Below are 17,622 nucleotides of genomic sequence, written 5' to 3'. Positions count from 1 at the left end.
CATGGGACCAAAAATGGAAGCTGCCATTGATTTTGCCGCGCAGGGTAAAAAATCTATCATCTGTTCTTTGGATCAAGCAGCAGAAGCGCTGTCAGGTTTTGCCGGCACACGCATTGTCAACGCGTAGTCGGATTGAATGTAAAAAAATATTTGTAATAGCCGAAAAGCTTGGTTCTATAATAAATGGAGAGTGAGACAAAAAGCATTTAGACCCGAATCACTGGAGCGAATAAGCGGAGGATGGTCGCAGACCGTCTGAGCATTATTCGTGAAGTGACTTCAGGTCTGCTTTTTGGAACACGTTTACGATTAATTGTTAGGAAATGCGAACGAGGCTAGGACTTTTATCCCAGCCTCTTTTTTGTGGAAAATACAAAAAGAAATATCTCCTGTACAATAGCGTCACACCCACAGTGTGCTTACTTGTTGTACAAGAGGCATAAAATGGTAAACAACCTGTCACTCGTGATTGAGGCTACTGATAATGTCGTATCCATGATACAAAGTGTTAAAACAAATGAGAAAACCGCGTTAAAATGGAAATCCATACCCATTTTAACGCGGTTTTCTTTATCAAAGTGGAGGTTATTCTCAAACAAAAGATCATTAAGCGGATTTCTTACGGCTACAGGAACTGTTTTCATTTCCGTAATCGGATTTTTATCCGATTCAATCTTCTTTAGGCAATATAAAAAAGCCAAAAAGAGAAAAATCCTCTTCTGGATTTTGTGAATGCGATTCTCTTATCTCAATAGATAAAATGCCCCATCAAAACCATTTTTGGCTAGTACAATGTCACTCATCATTATTTTGTGAAAGCTCTAATGCCAGTCGAAGATTGAGGCTGAATGATGGGTCATCGATGGACTTGCCGAGTATTTCTTCGCAATGGTCAATCCGGTATTTCACGGTATTACGGTGGATGAACAATGCTTTTGATGTTTTTGTTATTTCGCATTGGTAATCCAAGTATGCTTTTAAGGTTTTTCGTAATTCAATCATCGCATCTTCTTTCGGATAAGCTAACTCTTGCAGGATTGATTGGCAGAAATAGCGGATTTCATCAGATTGTATGCGTTCAAATAGGCTCATCATACCTTGTGGGCGGTAATGGTTGATTCTTGGTTGAATATCTTGCCCGAATCCTTCCTCGAAGGCAATTTTTGCTTCGATAAAGGAACTGGTTATCATCTCTATTTTTTCATAAGCATGTCCGTAAGAGAACGCTAGGGATATAGGGAGTATTTTTTCCAGATCATCCGCGGTCGTTTCCAGTATTTCATCAAGCGCATCATTCTTTGTCTGTAGTAGGAGGACCAGATGATTTGTGTTTTTTAATTGGAAAATAAGGGAATCACGAAAATAATTAGCCAGTTTTTCGGAAAGCCATTGGGAAGCCAATTGTACTTTTTCATGATTGTATTTTTTTTTCAATTCGTTCTGTTGGTCGAAGCGGCAGTTTACATAAACGACTTGATAATAGTGCGAATTGACAATGCCGAATCCATGGCCCAAATCCAGCCAATTTTTTTGTTTGGCATTGGGTAGCTGTAGGCTTTCCGTTAATTGAGTGAAATAATCGCTTCTTAGATTTTGTAGAGACTCTTCCACCTTTAGGTTTTTAAAGATGACGAACGAGAGTACCATACAGGCCTGATCCACCGCAAATTCGGAAACGGGATAGGGAATATTTTCCGGTTTTAAAATCAAAAGATAGTAGGGGAAATGGCTGTATGCCTGAATGGGGTAGATGGAAATTTGCATTTCCCGATCGTCCATATCATTGATCAAGAACGAGTCGGTCGCATCAGCCTTCAGCTGTGGTTTCTTCTGCAATACTTGTTCCACATAATATTCAGCAGGTTTGCTTGTATGTGTAAAATGTTTGGAATGGGCAATCACTTCTCTGAAGGGATTCAATAGGATAACGGGCGTTTTGATCATTTTGCCGAAGTCGGAAATGAATCGCGCGATACTGGCATCGTTCATCAAAAGATTGGAAAAGCGTTTTTGAATATCCAACGCGAAGGACATTTGTTCCGTTTTTTGGTTCCAAAGATAACTGAGCATCTGATGGGATAAAGTCCCCAAGGTTGTTGTGCTGGGAATCTGGATTAAAGGGAAATGAACGGAATTTGCATAATCGATTATGTTCCGATCGATCTCTTCTAAAAAACGGCCAACCTTAATTCCCAATCCGGCTGATTCTACACGGATTAAGGAATCGATGAGAGAAATCAATCCTTCCGGATTATCTTTGTAAGACATGGCGGTAGTCAGCAAGAAAACATGCTTTGGAATATAGAAAGCGATATCGGGAGTTTCCGAGATTTCTATGCTTTTGACCGTTCGGGACAGATCCGCTCCTGCGGTCAGCATCTTTAAATCAGAAAAGCGGGGAATACTTAATAATTCGTTCATTGTTGTCATGAAATCACATCTCCTATGGGTTTTATTTTAAATGAAAACGGAACCATCATCAAGTAGTATTTCGGTCAAAATGAACAAAAAATATTTCTTTTTGTTCATCTTGCCCAATGTATTTCAAAATGAGGATGTTAAGATAAAAATAACAGTAGCACATCAATTAAACCTTCGGGAGGAATCGACATGTATAGTGAAATAAATGCACCAATACGGACAATCATGACACCTGGCCCAGTAGAAGCACATCCAAGAGTGCTTCGTGCGATGGGAATACCTATTTTAGGACAATTCGATCCGGCTTTTCTTAAAATTATGGATGAAGTCAAAGAGATGATTAAAGTTCCTTTTCAGACAAAGAATGAACAAGCTTTTGCCATTGATGGCACCTCGCGCTCTGGCTTGGAAGCTGCTCTGATCGGCTTGATCGAGCCGGGGGATAAAGTGCTTATTCCCGCATATGGGCGTTTTGCGTATCTGTTGGGTGAAATAAGCGAACGGGCTAAAGCTGACGTTGTTTATCTTGAGAAAGAGTGGGACAGCATTTTTGATCAAAGCGATATAATCCAAGCAATCAAAGAACATCAGCCTAAGATTGTTGCCCTCATCCATGGCGAAACAGCAAACGGCCAGATGCAACCATTGGAAAAAATAGGGGAGTACTGTCAGGAAAACGACGTGTTTTTTGTGGTGGATACAGTTGCGACATATGGCGGAGCACCAGTTAAGGTTGATGAGTGGGGAATCGATATCGCCATCGCCGGTACCCAGAAATGTGTCGGCGTCCCATCAGGGATGTCTCTCATCACGTATAATGAGCGCGTTGAAAAAGTATTGACAAGCCGTTACCAAAAAGAACTGGGTCTCAGCAAAGATTTCAGAAACGAAAGGCACATCAGCAGCAATTATCTTGATTTGAGTCAGTTGCAACGTTACTGGAGTAATGAAAGAATCAATCACCACACAGAAGCAACCAGCATGATTTATGCTCTGCATGAGGGCCTCAGACTGATGATTCAAGAAGGCATCGAGAACGGCTACGAGCGCCATCGTGTAAATGATGAGGCCATTCAAGCCGGGATTGCAGCGATGGGGTTGAAACTTTATGGGGATCTGGAAACAAAGATGCCTACCGTCACTCCAATCCTCATTCCGGAAGGTATCGATGGCGAAGCGGTTCGTTCCATGCTGTTAAATGAATTCGGTGTAGAAATTGCATCCTCTTTCGGTCCTTTACAAGGGAAAATATGGCGCATCGGTAACATGGGTTTCAGCAGCAGAAAAGAAAATGTGCTGCATGTATTGGCAGCTTTTGAAGCTGCGCTTGTCTTCCACGGTGCGGAAATCAACCGCGGCGAAGGTGTGATGGCAGCTCTCCGTGTCTATCAAGAACATAAATAGCATTTAAGCCTTGCACAAGGGAACTATCAAACAGATTTGCCTCTGTTTGATAGTTTTCTTTGCTTTTAGACTGAAGGGGGTATCAGCTAATACGATGTTTGCGTTATGAGATTTTTTACATTCCCTCATACTTTGTATAGAATACACAATATACAAATAGTGGATAGAGCTTTTTAAATCAACATGCTTTGGGATGTGCTGAAAGGACAAAGAATTATTTTGTATAGTGTGCACAATCCGAAAAATAGATTTGTACACCACTCATGATGTAAACGTTTTTATGTGCCTGTACAATAAGCTTATCAATGATTGATAGCGATTCCAAAACGAGGAGGGGTTTGAATGCAAGCAAGCAAGGAAGAAATAAACATGCAAGAAGTTGATTTTTTTGTAAACGAAGAAGAGATTAAGGATTTCAAGGAACGGGGGTATAATGATGACCTGCTCCCAAAAACAGCAGATAAGCGGAATATGAGTTCCAAAAACTATTTCACACTGTGGATGGGTTCGGTTCATAACATTCCGAACTATACGGCGGTAGGTGGATTTCTATTTCTAGGTTTATCGCCCATTAATGTTATGTTAGCTCTTATCGTAAGCTCATTGGCAGTCAGCGCATTTATGGTTTACAATGGTCGCGCAGGTTCAAAATACGGTATCCCGTTTGCCATGCATCTACGTTCGACATACGGGGATTTAGGCGCTAAACTGCCAGGTTTCTTGAGAGGTTGTGTGGCAGCCATTGCGTGGTTCGGTTTGCAGAATTATGCTGGTTCGTTGGCATTGCTTATTTTGATCGGCAAACTATGGCCAGGGTTCCTGACGCTAGGTGGAGGGTTCAACTTCTTCGGCCTAAGCATGCCAGGCTTGATTACATTCACTATTTTTTGGGCAATAAACTTATTGATTGGTATTGGTGGTGGAGGAGCGCTTAATAAATTTACAGCAATCCTTAACCCATTAATCTATATAGTGTTTGGCGGCATGGCCATTTGGGCAGTCAGCGTTGGTGGCGGGATCGGCAATATCTTGTCCTACGTTCCAACGGGAGCTGGTGTTCAGCACTATACACCTTTCCTTGCCTATTTCATCATCATTAATTCAGTGCTTTCCGTTTGGGCTGCACCGGGAGCAAGTGTTTCTGATTTCACCCAAAATGCAACCTCCACGCGTGCTCAAACGGTGGGGCAGACGGCAAGTTTGTTGGTCGCTTACCTGATCTTTGCCTTCTCAAGCGTAGCCATTTTAATCGGCGGTTCCATCCACTTTGGTGTACAGGAGTGGAACGTTCTGAATATCGTCAACAAATGGGACAGTGTGCCTGCTGCTAGTATAGCGGTAATTGTATTCTTGATGACAACGGTTTCGACGAATGCGACAGGGAATATCATCCCGGCAGCATATCAATTATCCGCGTTGTTCCCTAAATCAGTTGATTACAAAAAGGGTGTTATCATTGCATCTGTCATCAGCTTTTTGATTATGCCTTGGAAATTGATGGAAAATGCAGGCAGTATCTTTGCCTTCTTGAACATCATCGGTGCTGTACTTGGTCCGGTTGCGGGTGTCATGCTGGCACACTACTATTTCGTCAAGAAACAAGAAATCGATTTGGATGCCTTATATATGGATACAACGGCGGATAATTCAAAAAATATTTATCGCGGTGTGAATGTGGAGGCATATATCGCCACTATTGCAGCACTAGTCATTTCTGTAAGCGGGCAATTTATCCCTGCTTTGCAAATCATATCCAACTTGTCTTGGATTGTGGGATCCGCATTGGCATTCGGTATTTATCTTCTCCTGAAAAAGGCTAAAAAATAGTCTCTTTCCTTAAAACTTGGTTTCAAATATATTAAAATATATATAAATTATCTTAGGAGGAAAACACATGAATTATGATTTGATTATCAAAAATGGACTGGTTATTTTAGACAATGGTGAAGTTGAAACAGACGTAGCCGTGAAAGACGGAAAAATCGTAGCGATCGGTTCGGATCTTGGTGAAGCTAGTGAAGTAATCGACGCTCAAGGGCTTGTTGTCAGTCCTGGTATGGTGGATGCTCATGTGCATATCACTGATCCAGGCGGCAGCTACCGTGATGAATGGGAAGGCTATTTAACAGGAACGAAAGCTTGTGCAAAAGGCGGGGTCACTTCTTTCATGGAAATGCCTTTGAACCAAGTCCCTGCGACTGTGGATGCAGCTTCTTTGAAAATCAAATACGCTGCAGGCGAAAATAAATTGACTGCCGATGTTGCTTCATTTGGTGGACTTGTTCCATTCAATATCGAAGGTGGTATTCAAGAATTGGATGAAGGCGGCGTTGCAGCTTATAAATGCTTCATGGCAACTTGTGGAGACCGTTCTATTGAAGGCGATTTCATGAATGCGGATGATTATACTTTATATGAAGGCATGAAACAAATTGCGAAAACCGGTAAAGTTTTGGCAATTCATGCAGAAAATGCTACTATCACGGATAAATTGGGCGAAATCGCCTATAAAAATGGCGAAACGACGCTGGCAGCTTATGTAGCAACCCGCCCTGTATTCACTGAAGTTGAACCGATCAGACGTGCTATCTTATTCGCTAAAGAAACAGGCTGCCGCATCCATATCTGTCACGTTGCTTGCCCAGAAGGTGTAGAAGAAGTAACGAAGGCCCGCAATGAAGGTGTCGATGTTACATGTGAAACATGTACGCATTACTTATACTTCGATACTTCAGAATTGGATGCAATTGGGCCAGTTGTGAAATGCTCACCACCAATCCGCGACAAAGAAAACCAAAATGGTATGTGGAAAAAAGTTTTAGCAGGTGAAATTGCATTCGTGACTTCCGATCACTCACCATGTACACCAGATTTGAAAGATAAAGAAAATGCTTTCGAAGCTTGGGGAGGTATTCCAGGCGTACAAAACAATGTGGATGTGTTGTTTGATGAAGGCGTTCAAAAACGCGGCATGTCCCTGAAAATGTTTGCTGACATCATCGCAACAAACCCTGCAGACCTTTACAGCTTGAATTCAAAAGGACGCATCTCTATCGGCAAAGATGCCGACTTCGTGCTGATCAAACCAAATGCGCCATACACACTTCAAGCTGAAGACTTAGAATACAAAAACAAAATCAGCCCGTACATCGGTCGCGAAATCGGTGCGCAGGTAGCAAGAACGATTCTTCGTGGAGAAACAGTCTATAGCCAAGAAGATGGCGTAGTGGACACTCGTCCAGGACAATTCATCCTAAAATAAATCGCGTCATACTAATAAACGACCCACATATTTTGCCAAAATGAATAGGAAGAGAAGGATCCGGGAAATCTGTCCCCGGATCCTTTTCTGTCTATATGCCTGATCAAATCGTTGAGCCTTTCATTGCTGCAGTCGTAAGTCTGCTCAATTGCCTAATATAAATAGGGGAAGTTGTAGAATGATACAAAATGACCGTTAAATTTGTTTGAAACGCACAGGGATACTTTGTTGAAGAGAACATATAATAGAGTCAGCTACATCATTGAAGGTTAACAAAGTTTTACCGAAAAGAAAAAATGACCGGTTACAGCCATTGCCATACCGGTATCATTAAAATTAATATCAAAGGAGAGATACAATGGTTGAGACAGAAGCAACAACAGTAGTAAAAAAGAAAACAGTCTATTGGAAACAGATCATCTTTGTTTTAACGGCCGGCTGGATAGCCATCTGGGTTTACCGGACTGCGCTTGCACCGATTTACCCGGAAATCAGCACCTATTTTGGAGGCGCATCCGGTTCGCAGTTGGGTTCCATATCCAGTTTTTATTTTCTGGGATACGTATTGATGCAGATTCCTTCAGGGTTGCTGGTGGATAAATTCGGGCAGAAGAAAATAATGATTCCCGGGTTTTTATTGTTCGGCATCGGAGCCTTGGTTGTGGGTCTTGCGGGTACATTGCCGGTGCTATATATTGGTAGCGTTTTAGCCGGCGTGGGCTGTGGTACTTATTATGGAGTAGCCTATTCTTTGATGTCTCACCATGTCCCAAGTTCAAGGAAAAGCTTGTCCATTGCAATTGTGAACAGCGGGACGGCAGTAGGTAGCGGGTTGGGGATGATATCCTCCAGTTATTTCGTAGCACAATTGGGAATGCCTTGGCAATATATGATGTTTTTCACATTCTCCCTGATTATGATCATGGTATTCATCTTCTGGAAATTTATCCGGGGAAATAAGGAAACTGCTGAACTGGTAGCCCATACGCAGCTCATCGCGGAAATCCCCGAGGAAAAATCAACGTTGAAAGATTTAATGCGTCCGCAGATGATTGGTGCCTATTGCCTATACTTTGCGACATGTTACGCCTATTATTTAACCGATACGTGGCTTCCGAACTTTTTATCCACGGAACGTGGCTTTGAAGGTGCGACCATCGGCTTGGCTTCATCGATGGTGTTCTTCGCTGCCATTCCTGGTGCATTGTTCTTCAGCCGAATTGCTGATAAATTTGCGCATAAAAAAATCAGTTTAATCATCTTCTTGGAGTTGGTGGCTGCAGCTATGCTGTTCATTGCGGTACAGGCACCCAACAAGACATTCTTGATGATTGGGTTAATCTCCTATGGGTTTTTCGGAAAACTAGCTGTGGAGCCTCTCATCATTTCCTGGTTGGGCGAGAATGCGCCGAAGAAGGGGATAGCGACAACATTAGGCTTTTTCAACTTCTTCGGAATGAGCTCATCTGTCATCGTGCCATCTTTGACAGGCGCCATCTCGGATGCCACCGGTTCTAAAGTATATGCCTTCTACTTGTCGGTCATCATCATCCTGGTGGGAACGACCATCTTTTACTTTGTGAACGGCAGAAGAAAAAAAGCTTAATATCAAAAAATATCCCTGTTCCCTTTTAAAAGGAATAGGGGTATTTTTATGTATTCACATCTAGGGAAGCCTAAATTCTTTGAATATAAAAGCTCATCATTGTAGGTGCTTCACGGGTTAGTCCTTCGGAAAAGGGATGGATGAAGGAATGTCTTGTCTCTGCGAGCCAAGACATAGTGTTCAACAAGGCATTAGTTCTTGTCATCTACGCCATCTAAAAAAACTTCTAAGAGGTACCTCAAACGTCGCACGACGATGTTTGAGGTACTGATCGGTACGGTCACGTTGATTCCTCAGAACAGGATTTAGAAGTCTCTTAGCAAATGCGCTCTGCGATGCTCATTTGCATGGGAGTCTTAGGGATTCATCCCTTATAGTCCCAGTACAAGGTGACCGTAGGGAACGTTGCGAAGGGCACTTGACCGCATTTTGGGCACAATGCTTCCTTGTTCAGGGCTGAACGAATCCTTTCAATTTTTCTTGAAAATGCCATTAAATAATAAAAACTCGTATGAGAGCGGCGTAAAGCCACCTCTCATACGAGTCTGAATAAGCGTATCATTGATTTTTATAGATCATCATGGGCAATGTAGTCCATCGGTATAGGGCCTGCTACGCCGACAAAAATAAAGCGCTCATCGCCGGTATTGACCATGCCGTGTTGTTGCCCTTTTTCGGAAAAAATGATATCGCCTTTTGTAATCTCAATTTTTTCGCCGAAACCAGGATAGAAAGTTCCGGTACCTTGTACGCAGATCCATATATCATCAGAGGTGGAGTGGGAATGATTCGGCACTTTCTGACCGGGCTCCAGGCACCACACTGCACCAGCCATGCAGCCTGTTTCATAGAAAATCGTTTTCTTTCCTGCAGATGGATCAAAAGAAACGATATCTTCAAGCTTGAATAAACGTTCCTCAATTTTTGATTGATTACAACATTCTCTGCCTGCATCTTTGTTACTCATTTCACTTGTCATATTCTGTCCTTTTTCCATATAACTCTCTCCTTTTAGTATACTGTCAATACGCGTAATAGCGCTTTAATTCCTTTTTGTTCAAACAATCACAAAAAGAATATACACATAGTATAGCAATCGAAGAAAACGCCAACAATGCATAATATATATAAAAAATAAAAAAAATTATGCTTAATGCACAATGAAAAAGATTAGTTTTCTAGAATAGGCAGATGAGTGAACCGATTGGGTAGGAAAGGTTCAAATTTAGTCCTGAATCATAGAATGTCTCCAACAATGATAAGACATTCTTCAGCGATTCATGTTGTGTTTTCATCTAACGGAAAGCAATAATACGAAAAAATGAACGTTTAGTGTCCACTTAGTGTCTTTTATTTTGATTTTTCGTTTGTTTTATGTACAATAAAAGAAAAACATCGAGGTGGATTCATGAAATCGAGTCAAGGGGTAGTTTTTAAAAGAAGGCAGAACATATTAAAAGCCCTCCAGGAGAAACGTGTCATCTTGGTAGAGGATTTAGCGAAGGAACTTAATGTATCAGAGATAACCATCAGACGAGATTTGCAAAGCTTTGATGATCAGCATCTGATCGAGCGTTTCTATGGTGGGGCACGTCTGATTGAGGGTGCTTTTCAGAAAGAAGAGTTTCCAGCCGTGAGGCCTCAACGGTCGAAAAAGCAAGAAATCGCTAAGCTGGCTTCCACGCTGGTGCATGATCAGGATATGATTTTCATCAACTCAGGGTCGACTGCTTTCCTGCTGCTTAATTATTTGGCGGATCGCAATGTGACAATCATAACGAACAATGGACGGGCAATTTTTAGAAATCCGACTTCGAAGGCGGAAGTGGTTTTATCCGGTGGAGAGATTTATGAAAAGAAAAAGTCCTTGGTAGGGGATTTCGCGTTGCATACCTTCTCTAGGGTGACGGCAAATATTTGTTTCCTGGGCGTAGGCGGCATCAATGAAAAGGGCATATCAACTTTTGCATTGCCGGAAACAGCGGTCAATAAATTGATTTTGGAGCGGACGAATGGGCCGCGGATCGTCGTTGCCGAAGGGAGTAAAGTTGGCCGGGAACATAATTTTTTTACCGCAGATATCAGCCTGATCACACATTTGATTACGGATCATTCTGCGGATAAAGAACAAATCAAAAAAATCGAAGCCAAGGGCGTGAAGGTCCTGTTTGTTTCAGACAGTAACGATGCGGGTGAGATAAACACTGAATCTTAATCCAGTGAATGTACAGCAGCCGAACGGAGTAAGGGGAATCCTTGGTCCGTTCGGCTGTTTTTTTGTTCAGCAATCGGGATGAATCTTTTTAGCGGTCTATAAAGCGTTCATAAATTTTGAAACGTTCATAAAAAAAACATAAAGATTGTTTGATTCCAACCCGTTGTCAATGAAAACGTTTTATTGTATGATTACTTCATCGAAAGATATGTTCGTTTTATGAGTGTTTTACGAATCGCAAGCGAAACAATCATAAAAGTGATCAACTTCAAAAAAATTAGAGGAGTGAAGAAAATGAGCAAAATTGATGAGGTAACAAAAGAATCTTGGGTATTGAGTACTTTTCCGGAATGGGGCACATGGTTAAACGAAGAAATCGAAGAAACAGTCGTGGCTGAAAATACATTCGCAATGTGGTGGCTAGGCTGTACAGGGATTTGGCTGAAATCCCATGAGTCGACAAACATCCTCTGTGATTTGTGGTGCGGCACAGGCAAACAATCGCACGGCAGCGGGAAGATGAAAGACGGACACCAGATGCAACGAATGAGCGGCGTTCAAAATATGCAGCCGAATCTGAGGGTTCAACCGTTTGTCATCGATCCATTCGAAGTGAAAAATGTGGATGCGTTGGTTGTGACACATATCCATTCGGATCACTTGGACATCAATACGGCAGCGGCTGTTTTGAAAAATTCAAGCGAAGATGTGAAATTTGTGGGCCCGCAAGCGGTTGTGGATACATGGATTGGTTGGGGAGTGCCTGAAGCAAAATGTGTCGTCGTAAAACCGGGCGACAGTGTAAAAATAAAGGATATCGAAATCGTCGCATTGGAAGCATTCGATCGCACAGCGTTGGTTACAGCTTCGGAAGGTGAAGTATTAAGAGGGAAAATGCCGCAAGACATGGATAAAATCGCAGTCAACTACCTATTCAAAACATCCGGCGGCAATTTATATCATGCAGGCGATTCTCACTACTGCAACTATTTCGCAAAACATGGCAATGATCATCAAGTGGATGTTTGCCTAGGGGCATTCGGCGAAAATCCAAGAGGGATCACCGATAAGGTTACTTCAGTGGATATGTTAAGAATGGCAGAATCGTTGAAAGCGAAAGTGGTCATCCCGGTTCACTATGATATCTGGTCAAACTTCCAAGCCGATCCTAAGGAATTAGTGGAATTATGGAAATTCAAAAAAGATCGCCTGCAATACGGATTCAAGCCATATATTTGGCAAGTGGGCGGCAAATTCGTTTATCCGGATGACAAAGACAGAATGGAATTCAATTTCAACCGAGGCTTTGACGATGTATTCAGCATCGAAAATGACGTACCGTTTACTTCATTCCTATAAAATCAGCACCGATAAGGAGAGATCATATGTTAGATGAAGTCATCAAAAATCAAAGGTATTCTTTCCATGAAGGATTCGACAGTTGGCAAGACAGCATTCGTGCTGCTTGTCAACCGCTTATCGAAGAAGGAGTCATTGAAAAAGAATATCCGGAATATATCATTGAAAATGTCGGGGAATTTGGACCATATATCGTCATCGCGCCGGATATTTGCATTCCGCATGCGCAAGAAGGCAAGGGAGTCAATGAAACCGCTATCTGTTTTATGCGTACGAAAAAGCCGGTGAATTTTGGACCTGCCGCAGAGTATGAAGCACGCATCTTCTTCGTTTTAGCTTCAACGGATAATGAAAAGCATTTAGCGAATTTATCATCGCTTGTGACCTTGCTGTCTGATGAAACTGTCGTAGATGCTTTTATTCAAGCAAATTCTGTCGCTGATTTAGAGAAAATTATGGAAATAGAGGGTGAGTATCTTGGAACTATTAATTAGTGCATGGACATTCTTTCAAGTTAATATCTTAACGCAACCTGCTTTCTTCCTCGGTATTATTGTATTTGTCGGCTATTTGCTGCTGGGCAGACCCATCTATGACGCACTTGCCGGATTCATCAAGGCGACGGTCGGTTATTTAGTCTTAAATGTAGCTGCAGGGGGGTTGGTCAGTAATTTCCGCCCAATCCTGGCAGGCCTAAAAGAAAGATTTAACCTATCGGCAGTCGTAATCGATCCTTATTTCGGCCAGACGGCTGCGCAACAAGCGATAGAAAGTGCCGGACGTTCCTTCAGCCTGATGGTTATCGTGTTGCTGATTGCCTTCATGGTCAATATCGTGCTGGTCATCTTCCGTAAGTATACAAAAGTCCGGACCGTATTCATCACCGGCCATATTATGGTACAACAGTCTTCAACGGCTTTATGGCTAGTCTTGTTCGCTTTTCCGCAACTGCAAGATGCAGGCGTCATCGTTATGTTGGGTCTTTTGTTGGGAACGTATTGGTCAGTCTTCTCTAATTTGACCGTCGAAGCAACGCAAGATTTAACCGAAGGCGGCGGATTTGCAATCGGGCATCAACAAATGTTCGGTGTCTGGTTGACCGATAAGGTTGCCGGTAAATTCGGTAAAAACAGCAAAAAATTAGAAGATGTCACGTTGCCAGGTTTCCTGTCCATCTTTAAAGAAAGCGTCGTCGCTACAAGCATTTTGATGTTTCTATTCTTCGGCATCATCATGGGGATTCTAGGGAAAGATTTGATGATGACCATCGATGCGACTTACACAGGCCAGCGCAATTTCGTGTTCTATATCCTGGAAAAATCGCTATACTTCGCAGTGTATCTGCAAATATTACAACTTGGTGTCCGCATGTTCGTGTCGGAATTGACGGAGTCATTCCAAGGGATCTCCAATAAATTATTGCCTGGTTCCATGCCGGCCATCGACTGTGCGGCAACATATGGATTCGGCCCAGGAAACGCCGTTACGTTTGGATTCCTGTTCGGAGCCTTGGGACAATTCCTTGCCATCATCGGTTTAGTGGTATTCAAGAGCCCGGTGTTGGTCATTTCCGGATTCGTACCCCTATTCTTTGATAATGCAACCTTCGCTGTATATGCAAACCACAAAGGCGGGATGAGAGCCGCAATGATCATCCCATTCCTTTCAGGTGTCATTCAAGTTCTGGGCGGCGGCCTCGCAGCATATCTCTTCCAGCTTTCCCAATTCGGTGGCTGGCACGGTAACTTCGACTGGGATACTTTATGGTTGGGCTACGGAGTGATCATGAAATACGGCGGTTATGCCGGCGTCGCTGCAATCGTCATCGGAATGCTTTTGATACCGCAGTTGCAATACCGTAAAAACAAAAAACATTACTTCATGATTGCGGAAGATTATGAACAATATCAAGAAGAGATTCAAGCAGAAAACCAAGCAGAAATGAGCTCGGAAATAGCATAAATAGACAGTGCAAAAGAATATATAGGAGGAATTGAAAATGAAAGTATTAGCTGCGTGTGGAAGTGGAATGGGCTCAAGCCAAATCATTAAGATGAAGATTACGAATGTTTTCAAAAAATTAAATATCCCTTTGGAAATCCATCATTGTGCGGTTTCTGAAGCAAAAACACTAGCTTCGAACTACGATGTGGTTGTTTGTTCAAACTCTTTACTGGATGTATTCAAAAATGTAGACCAAAGCAAAACGAAAATCATCGGATTGAAAAATCTCTTATCCGAAAAAGAGATCGAAGAAAAAGTCCGCGCAATCGTTTTAGGCGAGTAGGCGGTGATCCCATGACATACAGTGAATTGAAAAAAAGGGTGCTGGAAGCTAACTTGCTATTGCCGGAATTCGGCTTGGTGAAATTTACCTGGGGCAATGTTTCGGAGATTGACCGTGAGAGAAATGTGATTGCGATCAAGCCGTCCGGGGTCGAATACGATGACATGACGGTGGAAGACATCGTTGTCGTTGACCTGGAAGGCCAGGTCGTGGAGGGGGATCTGAAACCATCTTCGGATTTGGATACACATCTGGAACTATATCGGAATTTCAAGGATATCGGCGGCGTAGTCCACACGCACTCGCCATGGGCAACCACTTTGGCGCAAGGCGGTGTAGCGATTCCAGCATATGGAACGACGCAAGGGGATTATTTTTACGGAACGATCCCTTGCACCCGCAGAATGACCCCCGACGAGATTGAAGGATCGTATGAACTGGAAACAGGGAAAGTAATCGTCGAAACGTTTGAAGCTATCGATGAGAATCAAGTTCCGGGCGTGTTGGTCCATAGCCATGGTCCGTTTGCGTGGGGGACGGATGCCTTCAATGCGGTCCATAACATGGTGGTCATGGAGGAAGTCGCTATGATGTCATGGCGGAACCGGGTCATGAATCCAACAATCGAATCCATGCAACAAGAACTTTTGGATAAACACTTCCTTAGAAAACACGGTCCAGGAGCCTACTATGGACAGGTCAAGGAGGGGCAAGATGGAATACACGTTGGGAATCTATGAAAAAGCCATGCCCGGCAATTTGACATGGACGGAAAAACTGACGGTTGCGAAAAATGCAGGCTATGATTTTTTGGAAATGAGTGTCGATGAAACCGATGAGAAACTTGCGCGGCTCGAATGGAGCAAACAAGAGCGGAAAGAAATTCTGGATGCCATGTATGAAGTCGGGCTGCCCATCCGATCCATGTGTCTTAGCGGCCATCGGAAATATCCGTTAGGGTCGCATGATCCGCTTATCCGCGAAAAAAGCTTGCTGATCATGGAAAAAGCAATTGATTTAGCGGATGATTTGGGGATCCGCATCATCCAATTGGCAGGCTATGATGTTTACTACGAAGAAGGAGATCAGCAGACCCAAGAATTCTTCGTTGAAAACCTGCAAAAAGCAGTGGATATGGCGAGCAAAAAAGGGGTGCTTTTAGGATTCGAAACGATGGAAACAGCCTTCATGAATACGGTGGAAAAGGCGATGAAATACGTGGATATCATCCAATCGCCATACCTGCAGGTCTATCCTGACACGGGGAACTTGAAAAATGCTTCCCTATCAAGCGATAAATCTGTTCGTGAGGATATCCATACAGGACGAGGACATATGGTTGCAGCGCATCTAAAAGAAACGATTCCAGGCCATTTCCGTGAAATACCTTTCGGTACGGGACACGTTTCTTTTGAAGAGACTATTACGACGATGTGGGAAGAAGGCGTTCGCCGTTTTGTTGCCGAATTCTGGTACATAGGGCAAGAAAATTGGCTGGAGGATGTCCAGTTCGCACAAACTTTCTTAAAAGGGAAATTTCAAAAAGTTGGCTATTAATTGAGTTTGAGAGTGTGACAAAAAACGCTTAGACCCGAATCACTGGAGCGAATAAGCGGAGGATGGTCACAGACCATCTGAGCATTATTCGTGAAGTGATTCGGGTCTGTTTTTTAGAACACGTTTATGCAGAGTGCGATGAATCCCGTTTAGAAATCGAGCACTAAGAGGACTAACACGAAGCGGACGTTTTTTATCCGCGTGTGGTAGTCAAATTAGACACTCAAACGTCACAGTGCGACGTTTGAGGTCTTTCGCAATTTTTGTACTAATACAAATGATGCAAATGTTACTTGGGATTCAGAACACGTTTACGATAATCAGGGCTGGACGAACCCGTTCAGCTTTTCTTAGGAAGAGAGGGTATTCATCATTATGCAAAGAAATTTTGATCAAATCGACGAGTTAGCGGTAAACACAGTACGTACACTAAGTATAGAGGCTGTCCAAAAGGCAAATTCAGGCCACCCCGGTCTGCCGATGGGGGCAGCGCCGATGGCGTATGCTTTATGGACAAAGCATCTAAAGGTTAACCCTAAAAATAGCCAATGGGCAGACCGGGACCGTTTCGTCCTATCCGCTGGACATGGTTCCTCCATGTTGTATAGCCTGTTGCACTTGGCTGGCTTCAATGTGAGCCTGGATGACGTGAAAAACTTCCGACAGTTCGGCAGCAAAACGCCAGGACATCCGGAAGTTCATGATACAGATGGCGTGGATGCGACCACCGGTCCTTTGGGACAAGGGATCGCCAATGCAGTCGGTTTTGCGATGGCGGAAGCGCATTTAGCGGCTGCCTACAACAAAGAGAACTTCCCGGTTGTGGATCACTATACGTACTTCCTGAACGGTGATGGCGATTTGATGGAAGGGATCTCCCATGAAGCGGCAAGCTTGGCAGGTCATCTGAAATTGGGTAAACTGATCGGTTTGTATGATTCCAACGACATCTCATTGGATGGACCGACTTCAAAATCCTTCACCGAAGACGTCGGGGCTCGTTTCGAAGCTTACGGTTGGCAACATATCTTGGTGAAAGACGGCAATGATCTGGAAGCCATCTCGAAAGCGATCGAAGAAGCGAAAGGTGAAACAGAGAAGCCGACCTTGATCGAAATCAAAACGATCATCGGCTTTGGCGCTCCCGATGCGGGGACGCATAAAGTTCATGGCGCTCCTCTGGGAGCGGAAGGCGTCGCTTTCGCGAAAGCAGCCTACGGCTGTTCCGATGAAGCTTTCTGTGTGCCGGAGGAAGTCACAGCCCGTTTCAATGAAACGATGGTTGCCAAAGGACAAAAAGTGGAGGCGGAATGGACAGCGCTGTTCAACGAATACAAAGCGGCTTATCCTGCATTGGCGCAACAATTCGAAGAGGCGATGGCGGGCAAATTGCCGGAAGGCTGGCAAGCAAAATTGCCGGTCTATGAAGTGGGAAGCCCTGCGAAAGCAAGCCGTGTAACCAGCGCGGAAGCCATCCAAGCATTGGGTGAAGCTGTCCCTTATTTCTGGGG

Annotated in this window: 14 protein-coding genes and 1 pseudogene; 13 read left to right on the top strand and 2 right to left on the bottom strand. The window is 43.4% G+C overall.

All coding sequences use genetic code 11. From position 1 onward, the window contains the following. A pseudogene (locus BM101_RS14435) lies at nucleotides 1–127 on the top strand (carbamate kinase); the annotation flags it as partial. 668 nt (nucleotides 128–795) lie between these two features. Here BM101_RS14435 and BM101_RS12905 read toward each other — a convergent pair. After that, nucleotides 796–2,430 carry a PucR family transcriptional regulator gene (locus BM101_RS12905; protein ID WP_087034179.1) on the bottom strand — a complete coding sequence of 545 codons (1,635 nt, stop codon included), beginning with the start codon at nucleotides 2,428–2,430 and terminating at the stop codon, nucleotides 796–798. Nucleotides 2,431–2,610: 180 nt separating this feature from the next. Between BM101_RS12905 and BM101_RS12900 the strand changes: the two genes are divergently transcribed. The 4 genes from BM101_RS12900 (at nucleotide 2,611) to BM101_RS12885 (ending at nucleotide 8,693) form a co-directional block, all read left to right on the top strand. Beyond that, entirely contained in the window at nucleotides 2,611–3,825 is a 1,215-nt protein-coding gene (locus tag BM101_RS12900) for a pyridoxal-phosphate-dependent aminotransferase family protein (RefSeq protein ID WP_087034178.1), read from the top strand. Nucleotides 3,826–4,194: 369 nt separating this feature from the next. Beyond that, the gene (allW, locus tag BM101_RS12895; RefSeq protein ID WP_087034201.1) at nucleotides 4,195–5,652 is read left to right on the top strand and encodes an allantoin permease; all 1,458 of its coding nucleotides are present in this window, start codon (nucleotides 4,195–4,197) and stop codon (nucleotides 5,650–5,652) included. A gap of 67 nt (nucleotides 5,653–5,719) precedes the next feature. After that, the gene (allB, locus tag BM101_RS12890; RefSeq protein WP_087034177.1) at nucleotides 5,720–7,087 is read left to right on the top strand and encodes an allantoinase AllB; all 1,368 of its coding nucleotides are present in this window, start codon (nucleotides 5,720–5,722) and stop codon (nucleotides 7,085–7,087) included. Between the two features lie 358 nt (nucleotides 7,088–7,445). Next, complete coding sequence (locus tag BM101_RS12885) at nucleotides 7,446–8,693, top strand: MFS transporter (protein ID WP_087034176.1); 1,248 nt, start codon at nucleotides 7,446–7,448, stop codon at nucleotides 8,691–8,693. Between the two features lie 568 nt (nucleotides 8,694–9,261). Here the strand turns inward: BM101_RS12885 and BM101_RS12880 are convergent. Next, nucleotides 9,262–9,690 (bottom strand): cupin domain-containing protein, encoded by a 429-nt coding sequence (locus tag BM101_RS12880; protein WP_245825844.1) that lies wholly within the window; start codon nucleotides 9,688–9,690, stop codon nucleotides 9,262–9,264. Between the two features lie 411 nt (nucleotides 9,691–10,101). Between BM101_RS12880 and BM101_RS12875 the strand changes: the two genes are divergently transcribed. The 8 genes from BM101_RS12875 to BM101_RS12840 form a co-directional block, all read left to right on the top strand. Continuing rightward, nucleotides 10,102–10,908 carry a DeoR/GlpR family DNA-binding transcription regulator gene (locus BM101_RS12875; protein ID WP_087034175.1) on the top strand — a complete coding sequence of 269 codons (807 nt, stop codon included), beginning with the start codon at nucleotides 10,102–10,104 and terminating at the stop codon, nucleotides 10,906–10,908. 294 nt (nucleotides 10,909–11,202) lie between these two features. Then, nucleotides 11,203–12,267 carry an L-ascorbate 6-phosphate lactonase gene (gene ulaG, locus BM101_RS12870; RefSeq protein ID WP_087034174.1) on the top strand — a complete coding sequence of 355 codons (1,065 nt, stop codon included), beginning with the start codon at nucleotides 11,203–11,205 and terminating at the stop codon, nucleotides 12,265–12,267. Nucleotides 12,268–12,293: 26 nt separating this feature from the next. Then, nucleotides 12,294–12,761: a PTS sugar transporter subunit IIA gene (locus BM101_RS12865; protein ID WP_087034173.1), complete on the top strand. Its 468-nt coding sequence runs from the start codon at nucleotides 12,294–12,296 to the stop codon at nucleotides 12,759–12,761. Then, on the top strand, nucleotides 12,742–14,229 hold the full coding sequence (locus BM101_RS12860; protein ID WP_218149942.1) for a PTS ascorbate transporter subunit IIC: 1,488 nt from the start codon (nucleotides 12,742–12,744) through the stop codon (nucleotides 14,227–14,229). The genes BM101_RS12865 and BM101_RS12860 overlap by 20 nt, the downstream gene beginning before the upstream one ends. Nucleotides 14,230–14,266: 37 nt before the next feature. Then, entirely contained in the window at nucleotides 14,267–14,554 is a 288-nt protein-coding gene (locus BM101_RS12855; protein WP_087034171.1) for a PTS sugar transporter subunit IIB, read from the top strand. Between the two features lie 11 nt (nucleotides 14,555–14,565). Further along, nucleotides 14,566–15,294, top strand: a complete 729-nt coding sequence (locus tag BM101_RS12850) for an L-ribulose-5-phosphate 4-epimerase (RefSeq protein ID WP_087034170.1) — start codon at nucleotides 14,566–14,568, stop codon at nucleotides 15,292–15,294. Next, a complete protein-coding gene (locus BM101_RS12845; protein WP_087034169.1) occupies nucleotides 15,269–16,111 on the top strand; it encodes an L-ribulose-5-phosphate 3-epimerase in 843 nt (280 codons plus the stop codon). The genes BM101_RS12850 and BM101_RS12845 overlap by 26 nt, the downstream gene beginning before the upstream one ends. Before the next feature lie 375 nt (nucleotides 16,112–16,486). Further along, the coding region (locus tag BM101_RS12840) for a thiamine pyrophosphate-dependent enzyme (RefSeq protein WP_256212279.1) at nucleotides 16,487–17,622 on the top strand (1,136 nt) is incomplete at its 3' end.

Origin of the sequence: Trichococcus palustris, from assembly GCF_900114465.1 — a bacterium.
GTDB classification, from domain to species: Bacteria; Bacillota; Bacilli; order Lactobacillales; family Aerococcaceae; genus Trichococcus; species Trichococcus palustris.
This window is presented reverse-complemented; position numbering and strand designations above follow the sequence as displayed.